Here is an 18,561-nt window from a genome sequence, read left to right as displayed (position 1 = left end):
AAAAGGAGCATCATTTGATGCCCCTTAAATACGTCTATAAAAAACAGATTTATCAGCGATTACAACTGCTTGACGAACTGCTTCAGCCAACCGATAAATTCACCATTCAGCTCGTGATGGCGCACGGCATATTCCACATTGGCTTTCATGTAACCGAGCTTGCTGCCGCAATCGTGGCTCTTGCCCTTCATGAAGTAGGCGTTGACCTGCTCCTGCTCCATCAGCATGGCGATGGCGTCAGTCAGCTGGATCTCGTCACCGGCACCGGCCGGTGTCTTCTCCAGCAGCGGCCAGATATTGGAGGAGAGGACGTAACGACCCACCACCGCCAGATTGGAGGGGGCTTCGTCACGGGGCGGCTTCTCGACAATGGCCTGCATCGGCAGGGACATCCCCTCGCTCAGGGCCTCGCCCTTGATGTCGGCGATGCCGTACTTGTCCACTTCGCTCTCGGGAACCGCTTCCACCATGATCTGGCTGATCTGGTTCTCTTCGTACATGTGCACCATCTCGGCCAGGTTGTCCTGCTTGGGGTTGCTGGCAACGTCGTCGATCAGCACATCCGGCAGCAGCACGGCAAACGGGTTGTCACCGATCAGCGGGCGGGCGCACAACACAGCGTGGCCCAGACCTTTGGCCTCACCCTGACGGACGTGCATGATGGTGACGTCTTTCGGGCAGATCTGTTGTACCTCTTCCAGCAACTGACGCTTGACTCGCTTCTCGAGGGTCGCTTCCAGTTCGAAACTCTTGTCGAAGTGGTTTTCGATGGAGTTCTTGCTCGAGTGGGTGACCAGAATGATCTCCTTGATCCCGGCGGCGATAGCTTCGCGCACTACGTACTGGATCAGCGGTTTGTCGACCACCGGCAACATCTCTTTCGGGATGGCCTTAGTGGCTGGCAGCATACGGGTACCCAGACCGGCTACCGGGAGCACGGCCTTACGAACAACAAGAGGAGTCTTTTTCATGGAAAACTATCCAGCGGGATTAAAGTGCGGCAATCATACCCCAAGAAAAATGGGGCAGCCACAGGCTGCCCCATTTGCAACTGATCCATTCGACTTTATTTGACTATTATCATGTCTCTGTTGGCTTCCAGCGTGGCCGGGCCAATGCCATTGACATCCGCCAGCTGATCGACCGAGGTGAACTTTCCCTGTTTTTCCCGATAGTCGACGATGGCTTGTGCCTTCTTGTCGCCAATCCCTTTCAGGCTGGTGAGTTCGGCAAGGGTGGCCGTATTGATGTTCAGCTTGCCGGTCTCCTTGGTGACCTCGGCTGTGGTTGTTTGCTTGGATGCTGCCTTATCTGCGGCCAGCACGGGTTGGCTGAACAGTGGCAAGCAGGCCAGCAGCATGATTGCAGAGAGCTTCTTCATCAGCATTTCCATTCCTCCATGATGTGGATATTGCCGAGTGGCACATTGATGAATAGCGTATCGAACGGGTCTTTTTCACTGTTATTTCTAACAGGTCAAATCCTCATGCCGATGGCGAAATATTTGCTATAAGCGCTTCACTATGAATGCCCTCATAAATCCAACCGTATGATCTTGAATCTATTTTAGATACATCTTTAAGGTGGCGGGCACGCTTTCCCACGGCGCTACGCTCGAGAAATTTCTGGCACATCACATGGCATTGTTCTGTGCAACACTGCGCTGATGGCATGTTTCACTGGTCTTCAAAAGAGAACCAATAAAAAAGGCTGCTCACCTGTGGTGAGCAGCCTTTGTGATCGGTTTTTTCAGACAGGCACTGATTAGGCTTGTTCGTCAGCCTGGGCAGCCTGGATACCGGTCAGGGCGATGGTGTAGACGATGTCGTCAACCAGGGCGCCACGGGAGAGGTCGTTGACCGGCTTGCGCATGCCTTGCAGCATGGGGCCGATGGAGACCAGGTCAGCGGAACGCTGCACCGCTTTGTAAGTGGTGTTACCGGTATTCAGGTCAGGGAAGACGAACACGGTAGCTTTACCGGCAACCGGTGAGTTCGGTGCCTTGGACTTGGCCACGTTCTCCATGATGGCCGCGTCGTACTGCAGCGGGCCGTCGATGATGAGGTCGGGGCGCTTGGCCTTGGCCAGCTCGGTCGCTTCACGCACTTTCTCTACATCGGCACCGGCGCCAGAGGTGCCGGTAGAGTAGGAGATCATGGCTACGCGCGGCTCGATGCCGAAAGCGGCGGCGGAGTCGGCGGACTGGATGGCGATCTCGGCCAGCTGCTCGGCGGTGGGATCCGGGTTGATCGCGCAGTCACCGTAGACCAGAACCTGGTCAGGCAGCAGCATGAAGAAGATGGAGGAGATCAGGGAAGAGCCCGGTGCGGTCTTGATGATCTGCATCGGCGGACGGATGGTGTTGGCCGTGGTGTGCACCGCGCCGGATACCAGGCCGTCAACTTCGTTGCGTTCCAGCATCATGGTACCCAGTACCACGTTGTCTTCCAGCTGCTCGCGGGCAACCACTTCGGTCATGCCCTTGTTCTTGCGCAGCTCGACCAGACGCGGCACATAGCGCTCGCGCACAACGGCCGGATCGATGATTTCGACGCGATCGGTCAGAACTACACCCTGCTGCTCGGCAACACGACGGATCTCTTCCGGGTTACCCAGCAGTACCGGACGGGCAATGCCACGCTCGGCACAGATGGCGGCAGCCTTGATGGTGCGCGGCTCGTCGCCTTCTGGCAGCACGACACGCTTGTTGGCCTGACGGGCCAGCTCGGTCAGCTGATAACGGAATGCCGGCGGGCTGAGACGACGGGAACGGGTAGAGCTGACGGTCAGCGACTCGATCCAGTGCTTGTCGATGTGGCCAGCGACGTAGTCCTGCACCAGCTCGATACGCTCGCGGTCATCTTCCGGAATATCGACGTTGAAGTTCTGCAGGCTGACGGCGGTCTGCCAGGTGTTGGTACCGGTCATCATGATCGGCAGGCCGGTGGCCATAGCCTGTTGGCACAGCGCCATGACCTGCGGCTCCGGATGATAGTTACCGGTCAGCAGCAGGGCGCCCAGCTTGACGCCGTTCATGGCAGAGAGGCAGGCGGAGACGATGACGTCAGAGCGGTCGCCGGAGGTGACCAGCAGGCTGCCCGGACGGAAGTGCTCGACCATGTTGTGGATGGAGCGGGCACAGAAGGTCACGGTCTGCAGGCGACGGCTGTCCAGCTCACCCTTGTGCAGGATCTTGGCGGCCAGATGCTTGGCGAGATCCTTGGCGCGCGGGGCGATCAGCTGGGTGTTCCAGGGGATACAACCCAGGATGCGCAGCGGGCTCTTGCCGAACACTTGCAGTACTTCCAGGTTGTGAGCCGCGTCAGAAGCGTGGTGATGGGCTTCGAACATCTCGGTCAGGTCAGGGCGGGTTACGCCATGCTCGTCAACCGGCGCGCCAACCTTGTTGATCACGCAGCCAACGATACGGGGGTTGTTGACACCACCGAAGTTGGAGCAGGCCAGTTCGATGCGCTCTTTCAGCTTCTGGCTGGAGTCATGGCCCGGGTGGGTCACGAATACCATATCAGCATCCAGCGCCTTGGCCACGTCGTAGTTCAGCTTGTTGGCAAAGGGCTGCTTGTCGGTCGGCACCATACCTTCGACAACCAGCACTTCGGCACCACTGGATTTCACGTGCTCTTCGAAGCGGGCAACGATCTCTTCCAGCAGGATATCGGTGTTGCTGGAGCTGATCATGTTCTCGGCGTAGGAGAGGGTGAAGGGCTCGGGCGGATTGATGTTGGCAGCAGCGCGGATAACGGCGGTTGAGCGCTCGGCACCGGTTTCACCCGGACGCGGCTGGGCAACCGGTTTGAAGAAGCTGACATTGACACCGTGACGCTCCATGGCGCGAACAACGCCCAGACTCACGGAAGTTACGCCGACACCAGTGCCGACCGGGATAAGCATAATAGTGCGTGCCACTTTATACCCCTTGTTCATTTTTTGGGATCAGGAAAAGGCCGCCCTGTGGGCGGCCTCGAGTTACTGCGTCAATTAAGCGCCGACCAGTTCCAGCGCGTCGTGGGCGATAACCCACTCTTCGTTGGTCGGGATAACCAGGGCCTTGGTAGAACCAGCCTTGGTGATCTCGCCACCCTTGCCGAAACGAGCCTTCAGGTTGGCGTCGTGATCGACGTCAAAGCCCAGCAGACCCAGCTTGTTCAGGGTGATTTCACGGATCGGGGCGGAGTTTTCACCGATACCACCGGTGAAAACAACGGCGTCCAGACGACCGTCCATGGCGGCAGCGTAGGCGCCGATGTACTTGGCCAGGCGATAGCAGTAAACGTCCATAGCACGCTTGGCTTCTTCTTTGCTGTCGTAGTTGTCTTCAACGAAACGGCAGTCGGAGGTCACTTCGGTCAGACCCTGCAGGCCGGACTCTTTGGTCAGCATGGTGTTGATATCGGCAACGCTCATGCCCAGCTTGTCGTGCAGGAAGAAGATGATGGCCGGGTCCAGATCGCCGGAGCGGGTACCCATCACCAGACCTTCCAGCGGGGTCAGACCCATGGAGGTATCAACGGATTTGCCGTTCTTGATGGCGCAGACGGAACCGCCGTTGCCCAGGTGGCAGTTGATGATGTTCAGCTCTTCAACCGGCTTGTTCAGCTGCTTGGCAGCTTCCAGGCTGATGTAGTAGTGGCTGGTGCCGTGAGCGCCGTAGCGACGGATGCCGTTCTCTTTGTAGAGTTTGTACGGCAGGGCGTACAGGAAGGCTTCTTCCGGCATGGTCTGGTGGAACGCGGTATCGAATACGGCCACGTTCTTGTCAGCCAGCGCCGGGAATACGCGGCGAGCTTCACGGATACCGATCAGGTGAGCCGGGTTGTGCAGCGGTGCGTACGGAACAGCAGCTTCGATGCCGGCGATCACGTCTTCGCAGATGACAACGGAAGAGGTGAAGCGCTCGCCACCGTGAACAACACGGTGACCGATGGCGATCAGGTTCTTGGACAGTTCCGGATTGAGCGGCAGGATCTTGTTGACGATGAAGTCCAGCGCTTCCTGGTGAGCGGCACCCGCGCCCAGATCGGCACTGCCTTTCTCGCCATTCAGTTTCCACTTGATGCGGGCGTCGTCGAGGTTGAAGCACTCGGCCAGGCCGGACAGCAGGTCATCACCGGTGGTTGCGTCAATGACGGCAAACTTCAGGGAAGAGCTGCCACAGTTAAGAACAAGAACCAGCTTACTCATGAATAAATCCTATCGCAGATTGGGTTGTGTAGGCGGATGCGTTGGACGCGGTGCGGCCAAAAACTTTCAACTTATCCTTATGAGGGTTGGCAATCTGTTGCTTGCCCCTTGTATAGTGATACAAGACCCGAAATCCAGACGTCCCTGACAGGTCAATAGCAAGAAGCTTTTGACGCAAAAATGGGCGTACAAAGGATAACCCGATTGTTGAAAAATAACAAAGTCATCCTCAACCTTTGTTACTTTGCATCAAATTTTGTCGAGGTTTTGCCGTTAGTACGTTCAAAAAGCGCTCGGAGGTAGTATGAGCATGAACATTTTTGGAACTAAGTTACAGCAAGGCCGCCATTATATGACGCTTTGGCCGCGCCGTCCCGAGCTCAATTCGATGTTTCCTGAAAATCGGGTGATCAAGGCCACCGAGTTCGCCCTCAAGGTGATCCCCGCGCTGGCGGTGCTGAGCGTGATGCTGCAGTTCCAGTTTGGCGAGCTGCATTACTGGCCCTCCGTTATCACCTCGGTGCTGTTTCTGCTCAGCTTGCCGCTGCAGGGCTACTACTGGCTCGGCCAGCGTGCCGACACCCGTTTACCCCCGTCGCTGGCGAGCTGGTATCGGGAGATCAACGGCAAGATGAACGAGCAGGGTGGCCGTCGTCAGCTGGTGTCTCAGCCGCGCTATGAAGAGCTGGCCGATACCCTCAAGGCCGCCTTCCAGCAGCTCGATAAATCCTTTCTCTACGAATAACCCGTTTCAGATGCAAAAAGGCGCCAGTGGCGCCTTTTTTGTTGCGGTCGGTGTGCGGATCACGCTGCCAGTACCTTGCGGATCTCCTGGATGGAGAGCTTGTACTGACGAGGGCACTGACGCCATACAGTCAGCATCCGCTGGTATTTGTCGCGCATGGCGATGTCGCTGGAGAGCTCGTCGCACGGGCACTTGAGCTCGGGGAAGCGCTTGTCCACCTCCAGCAGGAAGCAGACATAGTCAGCCAGCTCCCGCTCCTGACTGCGGCTGTAGCCATTGAACTCCAGCCGGCTGGCATTGATCTCGCTCTGATCGGCCCCATCCAGATTGCCCCATGAGATGGCCAGTGCGTGGTGCAGCTCCAGGGTATCGATCACCTCCTGGCAGGTCGCCAGATCCAGATGGCCGAAGCTCTTCTCCAGCTCGAGGATCTGCAGGCAGTAGCCGCGCTCGATGATGGTGCTGGCGCGCTGGTAGACGTCCGCTTTCTCCGGATTGAGTTTCGCCAGAATTTCGTACTGGTTGCTCAGGATCAAACGCTCAGTGTTGCTCATGTTCATGGGATATCTCGCTGGAAGATGATTCTGGGGTCACGTTAACCCATATATAAAATGAATTTTTTGATCTGGGCGGGGGAGTTGGTGAGAAAAATCCGTTGGCAAGGGGCGGTTGACCAGACAAAAAAGGCCTGCATGGCAGGCCTTTCAATGACGCAGGGGAGGGTTACCCCTTGAGGAAATCCAGTACCACCTGATGATGATCGCTGGTTTTGAACTTGTCGAAGTGGTGGGCAATCTTGCCCTCTTCGTCGATCAGGAAGCTCTGACGGTGAATGCCGTCATACTCTTTGCCCATGAACTTCTTCGGGCCCCAGACGCCAAAGGCATCGGCGACGGCGTGGTCCTCATCGGCCAGCAGGGTGAAGTTGAGCTGGTCCCGCTCTTCGAACTTTTTCAGCCGTTTGGCCGGATCAGGGCTGATGCCAAGCACCACCACATTGAGGGCGGCCAACTCGGCGTTCACATCGCGCAGGCTGCAGGCCTGGGTGGTGCAGCCGGGGGTCATCGCCTTGGGGTAGAAATAGACCAGCACCTTCTTGCCGCGCAGGCCAGCGAGGCTGACCTGATTGCCATTCTGGTCGGGCAGGGAGAAATCGGGGGCGGGGCTGCCAGCTTGTAGTGGTTGCATGGGGTCTCCTCGGGTAAAACGCCCTCAGGCGTGTTTGCGATTGACGATAAACTCGAACGATTCGGCACCCAGTTGACGACAGAATTCGGCGAAGGCGGTTTGCGAACCTTCCACTTCACCCTCTCTGGCCAGATTGAGCTGAAAACTGATCTTCAGCAGGTTGAACGGCTGCTGCTCCAGGGTCATGGATTGCATCGCCTGAATGTTCCAGCCATGTTCGCTGAAGAACTGGGTGCACTGGCTTACGATGCCGGGCTCGTCGCGGATCAACAGGTCGGCACTGGCGCGGACGTCATACTGCAGGGACTGGTGGCGTTCGGTGCGTTTCATCATGGTGATGAGATCCCACTCCTGGCTACGCAGGGGCAGGCTGATTTCGAGTTGCATCATGCTGTTCCAGTCGCCCGAGAGCAGCATGATAAAGGTAAATTCATTGCCGAAGATGCCAAGGCGGCTGTCCACAATGTTGCAACCACAGCCACTGACGTGGCGGGTCACTTCATTGACGATGCCAGGCCTGTCCGTGCCGATGGCCGTTACGACCAGGTAGTGAGTCATAAATCTTCTCTCGTCCGTTATTTCGTTGCGAAAGCCGCGCTGGCAAGCCAACCCTCCGGCCCTGATGACCACTCCCTGAGGGACGCTGCCGACTTTCGTCCATTGCTTTTTGTTCCGGATGGTATCACGGCTTGCCCCCTCTCTCCCTTGTTTTTCAAAGGGGTCAGCTTTACCATTACGCCCCTGAAAATCGGGAGAAAAGTCCATGTTACGCGGTAGTATTGTTGCGCTCGTTACCCCCATGCTGGCTTCAGGTGAAGTCGATTGGGCCAGTCTGGCCAAGCTGGTCGACTATCATGTCAGCGCCGGGACCAGCGCCATTGTTGCGGTGGGTACCACGGGGGAATCGGTGACCCTGAGCGAGCAGGAGCATATCGCCGTCGTTGAAAAGACCGTTGAGTATGCCGCCGGACGTATTCCCGTCATCGCCGGTTGCGGCTCCAACAATACCGCCCATGCCATTGAATTGGCAAAGCGACTGGCCAAAACCGGCGTGGTGGCGGGCCTCTCGGTGACTCCTTACTACAACAAGCCCACTCAGGAAGGTCTCTATCGCCACTATTGTGCGATCGCCGAGGCTAGTGGTCTGCCCCAAATTCTTTATAATGTGCCCGGTCGCACCTGTTGCGATCTCAAACCGGAGACCGTGGCCCGTCTGGCCAAGGTTCCCGGCATTATCGGTTTGAAAGAGGCAACCGGCGATTTGAGCCGCACCCCGCTGCTGCGCGAGCTGTGCGGGCCGGAGTTTGCTCTCTACAGTGGCGACGATGCCACTGGTTGTGATTTTATGCTGCAAGGTGGCGATGGCGTGATTTCGGTCACCACCAATATTGCAGCGGCCCAGATGGCCGACATGTGTCGTGCTGCGCTGGCCGGTGATGCCGGGCAGGCGCATGACATCAACAATCTCTTGATGCCGTTGCACAAGACTCTGTTCTGCGAACCGAGCCCCACCCCGGTGAAATGGGCCTGTGCCCAACTGGGGTTGATTGCAACAGCCACCTTGCGCCTGCCGCTGGTTGACCTCACCCCCGAGGGCGAGCAGCTGATGGCGCGAGCACTGACCACAGCGGAGTTGATGGCGAGTGTTTAAATCTAATGGAAAGGGAAATAGAGCCCGTCTGGTGCTGAGCGTTGCGACTGTGGCCGTCTTGGCCGGTTGCAGCACCCCCCAGGATCGCAAAATGGCCAACCGCGACTTCGGTTATGAAGATGCCCGCCTCGAGGGCCGCGCGTTCTTGATCCCCGCAGGATTGAGTGCCCCCACCTTCAACAGCCAGTACGATATCCCGCCGCTTCCCGAGAGCAGCCGTGAAGGTGCCCTCGGCGCCCAGGTCGATGTGCGCCCGCCAGCCCAGCTGCTGACCGTGGTACCGGGCAGCCAGGTGGTGCAGAGCGCAACCGAACCGACCGTTGCCTTCTATGCCCTGAGCACCAGCCAGAGCGTGGAGCGCGATACCTGGTCGTTCCTGATGAACTTCCTGGCCAAATACAAGGTCACCACCGAGAAGCTGGATCAGCAGGATGGCGTATTGCAGACCGGCTGGTTTGACAACACAGTCGCCCTCGATGGCTGGGGTGAAGATGACGAAGACTTCAAAATCCGTCAGCGTTACCAGTTCACCGTGCGCAACGATGCCCAGCGCCACGCCGTCAACATGTCGGTCCGGGTGCTGGATCACGAAGAGACCATCGACGGCGAGACCAGCAACAAGCTGACCCCTGCCGATGCCCAGCGCTATGCCGCGCGGGTGCTGAACCAGTTCTCTCTCTATTACGACAGCCAGCTGAAAGCCCGCGAGCAGCACAAGTCCAACGATGGCATGGGTCTGCAACTGGGTCTGGACAACAACGAACTGAGCGCCTGGATTGCCGAAGGCTCCTTTGATCAGGTGTGGCGTCGCCTCAACCAGGTACTGCCCGCTTACGGTTTCACCATCAAGGATACCCAGCAGTCACTGGGCTGGATCGACGTCGAGTACGAAGAGCCGGGTGCCGAGTTCTGGAAGGCGAAAGGGAGCGAGCCGTTCAAACTGGAGGAGGAGAAATACCGCTTCCAGCTTGGCGAAATGGCGGGAGGCAAGACCTCCATCACCCTGTTCGACAAGGACAAGAAGCCGGTATCGTCCGGGGTTATCTCCCAGATGTATATCAGCCTGTCCGAGGCGTTCGCCAAGGGGCTGGCCGATCAGGCAGCAGCAAAAGCAGAATAAATACAGGGGCCTTGTGCCCCTGTTTTGTTATCAAAATCCCCCTGAAAACGCGGGGATTCCGAGCGGTTTTCGATGATACGAGCCCCCTTGCCAGCCCGTTGCAAACAGAGCGCGCAGGTGAGGGACTCGCGATGTTTACCCCCCACAAACAGGAAGTGTTATTAGCCATGAGTCTTGCAGATCAAGTATTGGCGGTGAATGACGATTTGCCGATCCGTACCGATAAACCTGTCCATTCCGGCAAAGTGCGCAGTGTCTACTGGTTGACCCCCGAAGACAGTGCCCGGCTCATAAAAGAGAAAGGCTATGATGTGCCGGCCGATGCGCCCCTCGCCCTCATGGTGATCAGCGATCGCATCTCGGCCTTCGATTGCATCTGGCAAGGTGTGGATGGCCTGAACGGCGTACCGGGCAAAGGGGCTGCGCTCAACGCCATCTCCAGCCACTGGTTCAAGCTGTTCAAGGAGAAGGGACTGGCTGACAGCCACATTCTGGATATTCCGCACCCCTTCGTCTGGATCGTGCAAAAAGCCCGTCCGGTGATGATCGAGGCGATTGCCCGCCAGTACATCACCGGCTCCATGTGGCGTGCCTACAAGGATGGCGAGCGCGAGTTCTGCGGCATCACCCTGCCGGAAGGGCTCAAAAAGGATCAGAAACTGCCGGAGATCCTCATCACCCCGTCCACCAAGGGCGTGCTGAAAGGGCTGGATGGCGTGCCGGAAGCCGATGACGTCAACGTCTCCCGTGCCGATATCGAGCGCCATTATAAGGGCTTCAACTTCAGCAAACCGGCCGACATCGACCGCTACGAAGTGCTGCTCAAAGAGGGCTTCAACGTCATCAGCGACGCGCTGGCCGGGCTGGATCAGATCTTCGTCGATACCAAGTTCGAGTTTGGTTACGTCCACGATGCCGCCGGCAACGAGAAGCTGATCTACATGGACGAAGTGGGCACCCCCGACAGCTCCCGTATCTGGGATGGCGCGGCCCTGCGCGACGGCCAGATCGTCGAGAAGTCCAAAGAGGGTTTCCGTCAGTGGCTGCTCAACCACTTCCCGGATCCGGACATCCTGCTCAACAAGAATCGCATGCCGGAACGTTTTGCCCTGGCCCGCGACAACAAGCTGCCGACCGAAGTGATGATGGATATCTCCAACACCTATGTCGGGATCGCCGAGAAGATCATCGGCCACAAGCTGGCGCGTTCTGCCAATCCCAAGCAGGAGATCATCGAGGTGCTGCGCGATCAGTACGGTCTGATCGACTAAGGGTTGCGCTCTTTTTTGTCGCCTAGAAACAAACGTTTGCCAGTGGCGATGGAGAGAGGCAGAGAAACAGACGGGCCCCGCTATGGGGCCCGTTTTTATTGCTGGTCTGGCGGCAAGCGAGCGGCGATCAGCCGTTGACCCTGAACACCTGACCTGTCTGGATGCCCAGCACCGACTTCTTGTAAGCCTGCGCCACCTTGGCGGCGGGCACCGGCACGAAGCCCGGGAAGAAGTCGGCGTATTTGTCCATCGACTCAGCCAGCACGGTCGGGCTTACCACGTTGATGCGCAGGCCGCGGGGCAGCTCGCAGGCGGCCGCTTTCACAAAGTGATCGATGGCGCCGTTGACTGTGCTGGCGCTCACCCCCCAGTTGATCGGCTCCTCGCTCAGAATACCGCTGATCAAAGTGATGGAACCCTTGTCAGTCAGATAGGGGATGGCGGCGCGGGTCAGGTTGATCTGGCCCATCAGCTTGCTCTCCAGTCCCACCTGCCACTGTTCGTCGGTCATCTCGGTCAGGCCGTTGAAGGCTACACTGCCGCTGGCCACCACCAGCGCATCAAACTGGCCTACTTGGGCAAACAGCGCCTTGATGGAGGCGTGATCGCGCATGTCGACCGTGGCATCACCACGGCTGTGGCCGATCCGGATCACCTGATGATCTTTGGCAAGCAGTTCACTGACAGCGGAGCCGACGGTGCCGGAGGCACCCACAATCACAATTTTCATCTGCATCACTCCTGGTTGGGATGTATCGATTCTAGCGCAACAGAAAATGCGAAAAAGCGCGTAAAATAAACCCATTGTTTCCATATTGGAGCTAATGATGGATATCGCCCATCTGGCCAGCTTTTACGAAGTGGTGCTGCGCGGCAGTTTCTCGGCTGCGGCCGATACGCTGGGAGTGAGCAAGGGGATGCTGAGCCGCCACGTCAGCGCGCTGGAGTCCTCCCTCAATGCACAACTGTTGCAGCGCACCACCCGCCGCCTCAGCCTGACCGAGGCGGGCAAGACCCTCTATCAGCAGGCGGGGGAGATCTTCGCGCTGGCACGGCAGGCGGAGCAGGATATTCAGGCGCTGACCGAAGAGGATAGCGGACGACTGCGCTTTACCTGCCCGGTCAGCACCGGCGACCGCATGGTGAGCGAACTGCTGACCAGCTTTGCCGCGCTTTGCCCGGGAGTGGAGGTGGAACTCAATTTCACCAACCAGATGGTCGACATGAGTCAGGGAGAAAACGACATCGCCCTGCGCGCCATGAGCGAGGTGCCGGACAATCTGGTGGCCCTGCCGCTGGGGCGGCTCAAGGATGTGGTGGTGGCCAGCCCCGCGCTGGTGGCGCGAGAGGGGCGTCCTGCCACCCCCTATGAGCTGAGCGGGCGCAGCTGCCTGTTGCAGGGGCACAATCCGGCTTGGGAGCAGTGGCACTTTATCCGTGAGGGGGAGGAGGCCCACATTCTGGTGCAGGGCAAGGTGCGGGCCAACCATTACAGTACCGTGTTGCAATTGGCGCGTGCCGGTATGGGCTATGCCAAGTGCCCGCTGATGCTGGTGGAGTCGCTGCTGACGGCAGGGGAGCTGGTGACCGTGCTCGACGAGTGGCAGAGTGGTCTGCATCAGCTTCATGTACTGCATGCCCAGCAGCGGCGGGTGCCGCGCAAGATCCGGCTGTTCAAGCAGGTGCTGGCCCAGTGGTTTGCCGAGCGACCCCACTACCTGCTCTGAGTGGCGTTATTATTCTGTCATCTTCGGCTGCTACCCTGCGCCCATCATCGGCATCAGGAAGATCAGCGGGAATGAAGAGCAATAGAGGGTTGACCGGTTTTGTACTGCTCTGTGCAGTCTTGGGGGCCGGCAGTGTACAGGCCATGGTGGAAGTGAAGGTGCCGGAGAATTTCCGCATCCTCGCGGTGAGCAACGGCACCTTGCAAGATGAGCAGCATGCCACCCTGGCGGATGGCGAACAGCAACTGTTGGTGCGCTTCGAGGGGGTGATCCCCAGTCGCAGCAGCAGCGAGAATGATCGGCAGGTACGCTCCGAGCCGCAGGTGGTGCGCTATCAGGGCAGCAATCAGCATTTGCAGCTGACGGCCAGCGTACCGGGAGACGAGCGGGGGATGCAGGCGTATGCCAAGGCTCCTGTGGTGGCGTTGCAGGAGAATGGCCGCGGGCTTGCCATCCAGCAGGACGCGCTGGTGACCAGCGGCATGCTGCTTGGGGTGGATTGGAACGGCAAACTGGCTGAATACAACCGCAGCGGCGGCAAGGCGGCGCTGGCGGCTGGCGCCGTTGCTACGCAGCCAACGGCTACGCTATCCGGTGGGGGGCAACCCGTTGTGGCAGCCAGCGAGCTGGAAGGGCAGTTGCAGCAGCTGTTCCTCCAGGCAGATCCGGCTCTGCGCAAGCGCTTTATCGGTTGGGCCGTGCCACAGCTTTAAGTTTTCTGCCCGTTGCAGTAACGTGGACACTCCTTTTTCAGGCGCTCTGTTCATCGTACTCAACGAGGTTTTCATGTTTGAATTGCATTCACGCCTGCAGGCAGATACCCGGTGGCTCGGGGATCTGCCCCTCTGCCGTGTCTTGCTGGCCAAAGACAGCCAGTATCCCTGGCTGATCCTGGTACCGCGAGTAGCCAACCTGCGGGAAATTCACCATCTGGCGCCGGAGCAGCAGCAACAGCTGATGCAGGAGTCCTGCGCCGTCGCCAACCTGATGGAACAGGCCCTCAGCCCGGATAAGATCAACATCGGCGCGCTCGGCAATCTGGTGCCGCAACTCCATCTTCACCATGTAGCCCGCTTTGCGGCGGATCGTGCTTGGCCAGGCCCCATCTGGGGCGCTCATCCGGTCGTGCCTTACGAGCCACAAGTTTTGGCGCAGCAGGCCGATATATGGCGTGCCCGGCTCGCCAAGCTGAGCGGTTTCATCCCTGTGGCTGCTGATAACGGAGTCAACTGAGAGGCGTGTCGCTATTTCAGTCTCCGGGCCGCGCCATCTGTTAGAGTTATGGTATAGATAAGCCCATTTTCGATGTTCAGGAAGGTCCCATGATAGTGACAAGATCCGATGACGATGCCGTATTGACCACAGAGGATGTGCTGCTCAGCCTGTGCAACTCGGTGACGGACGTTTTGAGTGCCGCAACCATGAGTCAGGTGCGGTTTTCCGGCATGGTGCAGCGGATCAGCAAGACCTGCCTCAAGCCGGATATCGGTTGCTTCGTGCTGTTCGATGGCGGTTTTTCCGGTCTGGTGGTGATCAACTTCTCCGCCGCCGCCGCCATGGAGCTGTACGAGAGCTACATGCTGAGCATGGGGCTCTCCAAAGAGGATCTCGCCATCTCCCACACCTCTGACGAGGTGAGCAACGTGATGGGCGAGCTGATGAACCAGATCGTCGGCAGCTTTACCGTCAAGGTGGGCCGGGATCTGCAGACCCACATCACCCAGAACCAGCCGAAGATGCTGGCCCTTAACAAGCAGGTGATGCTGAGCGTCGATACCAATCTCGACAGCCCGGAGTCCCGCCGCGTCACCTTCTTCACCGCCCGCAACAACATCTTCTATCTGGAGCTGGCGATGGACAAAACCGAGTTCATCCGCATCCACAATGAGGGGATGGAGCACGAGGAGCTGGATCCCGATGCGCTGATCGCCCAGGCCAAGCAGGATGCCGCCAAGCCGGCTCAGGCGGCAGCTCCGGTTGCCAACGATCACGACGATCTGCTCGACTCTTTGGGTATCTGAGGCAAATGCCGGATAGCAACAAGGCCACCTTCGGGTGGCCTTGTTGTATCGGTGCGCACAACCGTTGTTAGAAGTTGTAGAGCAGGCCGGTGTTGAACATCACTGATTCAGAATCGTAGAAGTTGATGTCGGAATCGGACTTGGCATAGCCAGCGGTAAAGGTTGCGGAGAGCGGAGCAATACCGAACAGGCGGTGCCAGAAGAAGGTACCGGTCAGGGCAAACTCGTCGGAGTCGGCGTTTTGGCCAAAGATCGGGTTGGCCTCATCATATTTGGTCTGGCCCAGATAGGCGTTGCTGACGAAAGACCACTGGGAAGCGCGCATGCCGTAGGTCAACTGCAGGCCGTTGCTCTTGTAGCTTTGGGCGCTGCCATCCAGATCGGCTTGGCGGTAGATAAAGGCTGGCTCCAGCATCTGACCGGGTGCCAGCTGCCATTTGTAGGAGAGGTCGAGGGCGTGGATCTTGCCGTTGCGATCCAGCTTGGCTGCATAGTTTGTCTGGTTATCCTTATCGTATTGCTGGCCGCTGCGCTCCTCATCTACCTCGATGTTGCGGGTGGTTAGGCTGCCATTGAAGTTGCTACCCCAGATGCTGTCCCAGGCGAAGCGAACCCCTTTTGACTTGATATCGGTCGACTGACGGTCGACACCCACCGCGAAGGGATCGCTCCATTGCTCGGTCGGCATGGCATTAAAGACCACGGAGCCAGCTACGATGCCCTTGTCGCTCATTTCCTGACGGATACCGAGCTGCTGGGTGAAGTCGAAACGGATGGCATCCTGGATCAGGTTACCGAGGAAGACCTGGGTGCGGGTATCGGCAAAGGTGTAGCGGATATCGGCGTTGAGCAGCGGGGCAACGGCGGAGCTGCTCTCGGCACTGCCCAGTCCGCTCAGGCGGCGGTTTTCATCATCACCGCTATAAAAATTCGATTCGTAATTGATGACACTGACCCCGCCAAGCAGGAAACCGGACCAGCCAGACTCCTTGGGAATTTCACCCAAATCAGCATAAGCACTATTTGCGACCAGCAGGCCCAGGCCCAGCAAGGTGGTATTGCGCATCGGATAACTCCTAAATTAAATGGTGGTGAATTTTTTCGGCCGGTGAGTATAAAGAAAAAACCTTAATGGCAACTGACTCAATATTGCCAATTATCCTAACCCACTCATTTCATTCGGCGAATCGTTAATTAATTGTGCGAGATTAAGAAGAGTTCACTCGGTTGTGCTGGTATTCTGTACCGCGAATATCGGGGGAAAACAATAAGATGAAACAGATTAAATCCTGGGCGCAATATTATGTCGATCTGATGACCAAGCTGGGACTGGTGCGCTTCAGCATGTTCCTGGCGGCGGGCATTATCGTGCTGGCGGTCGCCATCCAGATGGGGGTGACCCTGTTCCTGCGCGGCAATATCGATGTGATCGACTTCGTTCGCTCGGTGTTTTTTGGCCTGCTGGTGACCCCCTGGGCGGTCTATTTTCTCTCCATCGTGGTGGATCAGCTGGAGGATTCCCGTCAGCGACTGAGCCGGATGGTGCGCAAGCTGCAAGATATGCGCGAGCGGGATCTGGAGCTCAATACCCAGCTGCAGGAGAACATCAGCCGCCTCAACGCCCAGATTGCCGAGACCAACCGGGCCGAGAGCTTGCGCCTTCAGGCCATTGAGGATCTCGAGAACGAGGTGTTCCAGCGAGAGAAAGCCCAGCTTCATCTGGGGGAGCGTACCGCCCTGCTGCGCTCCTTTATCGACTGCTCCCCCGATCTGGTCTACTACCGCAACGAGGATGAGCAGTTCTCCGGCTGCAACCGCGCCATGGAAGAGCTGACCGGCAAGGTGGAGGCCGAGCTGATCGGTCTGACCCCGTTCGATGTCTACAAGCAGGAGATCGCCAACAAGGTGGTGGAGACCGACAAGCAGGTCTTTGCCAGCAACGAGCCGCTCACCTACGAGCAGTGGCTGGAGTATCCCGATGGCCGCAAGGCCTACTTCGAGCTGCGCAAGGTGCCCTTCTTCGACCGCTTCGGCAAACGACTCGGTCTGCTCGGCTTTGGCCGTGACATCACCGAGCGCAAGCAGTATCAGGACAAGCTGGAGAAGGCGAGCCGCGACAAGACCACCTTCATCTCCACCATCAGCCACGAGTTGCGCACCCCGCTCAATGGCATCGTGGGCTTAAGCCGGATGCTGATGGATACCCCCCTCGATCCCAAGCAGCATCAGCAGCTCAAGACCATTCACCTGAGTGCGGTAACCCTTGGCAATATCTTCAACGACATCATCGACTTGGACAAACTGGATCGCCGTCGCCTCGAAATTGCGCCTACCCGCATCGATCTGCCCGCCTTCCTCGATGAGCTGGAGACCCTGTCGCGCATTCAGGCGGAGCAGAAGGGGCTCTATCTCCATTTCGATCGCGATGGCGACATGCCGCAATTCGTGATGGCTGATGGCACCCGCCTGCGCCAGGTGCTGTGGAATCTGGTAGGCAATGCGGTCAAGTTTACCGATGAGGGGGGCGTCACCGTGCGTTGCCTCTCCCATCCCGCCGACGTGCCGGGCAAGCTGGCCCTGCACTTCGAGGTGGAGGATACCGGTATCGGTATCCCTCGCGCCCAGCAGGAGAAGATCTTCGCCATGTACTATCAGGTGCAGGGCAAGAAACACGCCACCGGCACCGGCATTGGCCTCGCGGTCTCCCGTCAGCTGGTGCAGGCGATGGGCGGGCAGCTCTATGTGGACAGCGATCCGGGCGAAGGTTCCTGCTTTACCGCCGAGCTGGAGGTAGCTTGCGCCGAGCCTGTGTTGCCAGAGCAGGAGGAGGAGATGCCCCCCCTCGATATCCTGCTGGTGGAGGATGTGGAGCTTAACGTGACGGTGGCCTGCGCCCTGCTGGGCAAGCTGGGTCATCAGGTGCAGGTGGCACGGGACGGCACCCAGGCGTTGGCGATGGCCAACCCGGATGATTTCGACCTCATTTTGCTCGATATCCAGCTGCCGGACATGACCGGCTTCGATGTGGCGAAAACCCTGCTGGAGCGTTATGGCGACAGCCTGCCACCCATGGTGGCGCTCACCGCCAACTCCACCGGCGATCGCCAGTACTACCGGGATCACGGCATGCAGGATGTGATCAACAAGCCGCTTGGCTCCAAAGCGGTGCGGGAGGTGATTGGTCACCTGTTTGCCGATCTGGCCGAGGATGAAGCGGACGAGCAGGCGGATGCGGGCAATCAGGATGCCCTGCTGGATATCCCCTTCCTCACCGATTACGCCGATACCGTGGGCAAGCCGGTGCTGCTCTCCAGCGTCGATCTGTTCGAGAAGATGATGCCGGACTACATGGCAGTGCTCGACTCCAACATGATTGCCAAGGATCAAGCTGGGGTGGTGGAAGAGGCGCACAAGATAAAAGGGGCGGCAGGCTCCATTGGCCTGCGCCGTTTGCAGCAGACGGCTCAGCTGATCCAGAGCCCGGATCACCCCGCCTGGTGGGAAAACGTGGAAGACTGGATTGAGACGCTGCGCCGCGAATATCCCGGCGATATCGCCCGTCTGCGGCGCTGGTTGCTGTCTTGATGCTGGAGGTTGTCTTGAGTCTGATGGAAGTTGCTGGCAAGGAGCTGCGAG

Annotated in this window: 18 protein-coding genes; 9 read left to right on the top strand and 9 right to left on the bottom strand. The window is 58.4% G+C overall.

Annotated elements, in window-relative coordinates:
• Positions 1-59 precede the first annotated feature (59 nt).
• The 4 genes from galU to AB5Z05_RS07080 form a co-directional block, all read right to left on the bottom strand.
• Positions 60-971, bottom strand: coding sequence for a UTP--glucose-1-phosphate uridylyltransferase GalU (galU, locus tag AB5Z05_RS07095; RefSeq protein ID WP_323876275.1), 912 nt, complete (start codon positions 969-971; stop codon positions 60-62).
• A 95-nt stretch (positions 972-1,066) separates the two neighbouring features.
• Positions 1,067-1,387 (bottom strand): ComEA family DNA-binding protein, encoded by a 321-nt coding sequence (locus AB5Z05_RS07090; protein ID WP_368150721.1) that lies wholly within the window; start codon positions 1,385-1,387, stop codon positions 1,067-1,069.
• A 377-nt stretch (positions 1,388-1,764) separates the two neighbouring features.
• On the bottom strand, positions 1,765-3,945 hold the full coding sequence (gene pta / locus AB5Z05_RS07085; RefSeq protein WP_005339119.1) for a phosphate acetyltransferase: 2,181 nt from the start codon (positions 3,943-3,945) through the stop codon (positions 1,765-1,767).
• A 54-nt stretch (positions 3,946-3,999) separates the two neighbouring features.
• Entirely contained in the window at positions 4,000-5,202 is a 1,203-nt protein-coding gene (locus AB5Z05_RS07080) for an acetate kinase (RefSeq protein WP_005349210.1), read from the bottom strand.
• Positions 5,203-5,506: 304 nt separating this feature from the next.
• Here AB5Z05_RS07080 and yfbV point away from each other — a divergent pair, with 304 nt between their 5' ends.
• A complete protein-coding gene (gene yfbV, locus AB5Z05_RS07075) occupies positions 5,507-5,947 on the top strand; it encodes a terminus macrodomain insulation protein YfbV (protein ID WP_005339116.1) in 441 nt (146 codons plus the stop codon).
• A 59-nt stretch (positions 5,948-6,006) separates the two neighbouring features.
• On the opposite strand, the gene AB5Z05_RS07070 is transcribed toward yfbV, so the two are convergent.
• The 3 genes from AB5Z05_RS07070 to AB5Z05_RS07060 form a co-directional block, all read right to left on the bottom strand.
• Positions 6,007-6,507, bottom strand: coding sequence for a YfbU family protein (locus AB5Z05_RS07070; protein ID WP_368150719.1), 501 nt, complete (start codon positions 6,505-6,507; stop codon positions 6,007-6,009).
• Between the two features lie 163 nt (positions 6,508-6,670).
• Entirely contained in the window at positions 6,671-7,135 is a 465-nt protein-coding gene (gene bcp, locus AB5Z05_RS07065) for a thioredoxin-dependent thiol peroxidase (protein ID WP_005358255.1), read from the bottom strand.
• Positions 7,136-7,159: 24 nt separating this feature from the next.
• Positions 7,160-7,693, bottom strand: coding sequence for a glycine cleavage system protein R (locus tag AB5Z05_RS07060; RefSeq protein WP_005349229.1), 534 nt, complete (start codon positions 7,691-7,693; stop codon positions 7,160-7,162).
• Positions 7,694-7,898: 205 nt separating this feature from the next.
• Between AB5Z05_RS07060 and dapA the strand changes: the two genes are divergently transcribed.
• The 3 genes from dapA (at position 7,899) to AB5Z05_RS07045 (ending at position 11,177) form a co-directional block, all read left to right on the top strand.
• Positions 7,899-8,786 carry a 4-hydroxy-tetrahydrodipicolinate synthase gene (gene dapA / locus AB5Z05_RS07055; RefSeq protein WP_005349232.1) on the top strand — a complete coding sequence of 296 codons (888 nt, stop codon included), beginning with the start codon at positions 7,899-7,901 and terminating at the stop codon, positions 8,784-8,786.
• Positions 8,779-9,906 carry an outer membrane protein assembly factor BamC gene (gene bamC / locus AB5Z05_RS07050; protein ID WP_005349235.1) on the top strand — a complete coding sequence of 376 codons (1,128 nt, stop codon included), beginning with the start codon at positions 8,779-8,781 and terminating at the stop codon, positions 9,904-9,906. The genes dapA and bamC overlap by 8 nt, the downstream gene beginning before the upstream one ends.
• A 167-nt stretch (positions 9,907-10,073) precedes the next feature.
• Positions 10,074-11,177, top strand: coding sequence for a phosphoribosylaminoimidazolesuccinocarboxamide synthase (locus AB5Z05_RS07045; RefSeq protein WP_040065098.1), 1,104 nt, complete (start codon positions 10,074-10,076; stop codon positions 11,175-11,177).
• A 127-nt stretch (positions 11,178-11,304) separates the two neighbouring features.
• On the opposite strand, the gene AB5Z05_RS07040 is transcribed toward AB5Z05_RS07045, so the two are convergent.
• Positions 11,305-11,907: a short chain dehydrogenase gene (locus AB5Z05_RS07040; protein ID WP_368150715.1), complete on the bottom strand. Its 603-nt coding sequence runs from the start codon at positions 11,905-11,907 to the stop codon at positions 11,305-11,307.
• Positions 11,908-12,004: 97 nt separating this feature from the next.
• Between AB5Z05_RS07040 and AB5Z05_RS07035 the strand changes: the two genes are divergently transcribed.
• From AB5Z05_RS07035 to AB5Z05_RS07020, 4 genes are all read left to right on the top strand, one after another.
• Positions 12,005-12,904, top strand: a complete 900-nt coding sequence (locus AB5Z05_RS07035) for a LysR family transcriptional regulator (protein ID WP_368150775.1) — start codon at positions 12,005-12,007, stop codon at positions 12,902-12,904.
• A gap of 71 nt (positions 12,905-12,975) precedes the next feature.
• A complete protein-coding gene (locus tag AB5Z05_RS07030) occupies positions 12,976-13,617 on the top strand; it encodes a DUF2057 domain-containing protein (RefSeq protein WP_368150712.1) in 642 nt (213 codons plus the stop codon).
• 73 nt (positions 13,618-13,690) lie between these two features.
• Positions 13,691-14,137 carry an HIT domain-containing protein gene (locus AB5Z05_RS07025; RefSeq protein WP_157161375.1) on the top strand — a complete coding sequence of 149 codons (447 nt, stop codon included), beginning with the start codon at positions 13,691-13,693 and terminating at the stop codon, positions 14,135-14,137.
• Positions 14,138-14,226: 89 nt separating this feature from the next.
• Complete coding sequence (locus AB5Z05_RS07020) at positions 14,227-14,925, top strand: DUF3334 family protein (RefSeq protein ID WP_005339098.1); 699 nt, start codon at positions 14,227-14,229, stop codon at positions 14,923-14,925.
• A 67-nt stretch (positions 14,926-14,992) separates the two neighbouring features.
• Here the strand turns inward: AB5Z05_RS07020 and AB5Z05_RS07015 are convergent, their stop codons facing one another.
• The gene (locus tag AB5Z05_RS07015) at positions 14,993-15,991 is read right to left on the bottom strand and encodes a DUF2860 family protein (RefSeq protein WP_058059483.1); all 999 of its coding nucleotides are present in this window, start codon (positions 15,989-15,991) and stop codon (positions 14,993-14,995) included.
• A 206-nt stretch (positions 15,992-16,197) separates the two neighbouring features.
• On the opposite strand from AB5Z05_RS07015, the gene arcB reads away from it, so the two are divergent.
• Entirely contained in the window at positions 16,198-18,510 is a 2,313-nt protein-coding gene (gene arcB, locus AB5Z05_RS07010) for an aerobic respiration two-component sensor histidine kinase ArcB (RefSeq protein WP_213387409.1), read from the top strand.
• Positions 18,511-18,561 lie beyond the last annotated feature (51 nt).

Origin of the sequence: Aeromonas sp. R2-4, assembly GCF_040908365.1 — a bacterium.
Lineage (GTDB): Bacteria > Pseudomonadota > Gammaproteobacteria > Enterobacterales > Aeromonadaceae > Aeromonas > Aeromonas veronii.
This window is presented reverse-complemented; position numbering and strand designations above follow the sequence as displayed.

Bases quoted from the DNA above. Each gene is read 5' to 3' on its own strand.
- galU (WP_323876275.1), bottom strand. From the start codon at position 971: ATGAAAAAGACTCCTCTTGTTGTTCGTAAGGCCGTGCTCCCGGTAGCC.
- AB5Z05_RS07090 (WP_368150721.1), bottom strand. From the start codon at position 1,387: ATGCTGATGAAGAAGCTCTCTGCAATCATGCTGCTGGCCTGCTTGCCA.
- pta (WP_005339119.1), bottom strand. From the start codon at position 3,945: ATGAACAAGGGGTATAAAGTGGCACGCACTATTATGCTTATCCCGGTC.
- AB5Z05_RS07080 (WP_005349210.1), bottom strand. From the start codon at position 5,202: ATGAGTAAGCTGGTTCTTGTTCTTAACTGTGGCAGCTCTTCCCTGAAG.
- yfbV (WP_005339116.1), top strand. From the start codon at position 5,507: ATGAGCATGAACATTTTTGGAACTAAGTTACAGCAAGGCCGCCATTAT.
- AB5Z05_RS07070 (WP_368150719.1), bottom strand. From the start codon at position 6,507: ATGAACATGAGCAACACTGAGCGTTTGATCCTGAGCAACCAGTACGAA.
- bcp (WP_005358255.1), bottom strand. From the start codon at position 7,135: ATGCAACCACTACAAGCTGGCAGCCCCGCCCCCGATTTCTCCCTGCCC.
- AB5Z05_RS07060 (WP_005349229.1), bottom strand. From the start codon at position 7,693: ATGACTCACTACCTGGTCGTAACGGCCATCGGCACGGACAGGCCTGGC.
- dapA (WP_005349232.1), top strand. From the start codon at position 7,899: ATGTTACGCGGTAGTATTGTTGCGCTCGTTACCCCCATGCTGGCTTCA.
- AB5Z05_RS07045 (WP_040065098.1), top strand. From the start codon at position 10,074: ATGAGTCTTGCAGATCAAGTATTGGCGGTGAATGACGATTTGCCGATC.
- AB5Z05_RS07040 (WP_368150715.1), bottom strand. From the start codon at position 11,907: ATGAAAATTGTGATTGTGGGTGCCTCCGGCACCGTCGGCTCCGCTGTC.
- AB5Z05_RS07035 (WP_368150775.1), top strand. From the start codon at position 12,005: ATGGATATCGCCCATCTGGCCAGCTTTTACGAAGTGGTGCTGCGCGGC.
- AB5Z05_RS07030 (WP_368150712.1), top strand. From the start codon at position 12,976: ATGAAGAGCAATAGAGGGTTGACCGGTTTTGTACTGCTCTGTGCAGTC.
- AB5Z05_RS07025 (WP_157161375.1), top strand. From the start codon at position 13,691: ATGTTTGAATTGCATTCACGCCTGCAGGCAGATACCCGGTGGCTCGGG.
- AB5Z05_RS07020 (WP_005339098.1), top strand. From the start codon at position 14,227: ATGATAGTGACAAGATCCGATGACGATGCCGTATTGACCACAGAGGAT.
- AB5Z05_RS07015 (WP_058059483.1), bottom strand. From the start codon at position 15,991: ATGCGCAATACCACCTTGCTGGGCCTGGGCCTGCTGGTCGCAAATAGT.
- arcB (WP_213387409.1), top strand. From the start codon at position 16,198: ATGAAACAGATTAAATCCTGGGCGCAATATTATGTCGATCTGATGACC.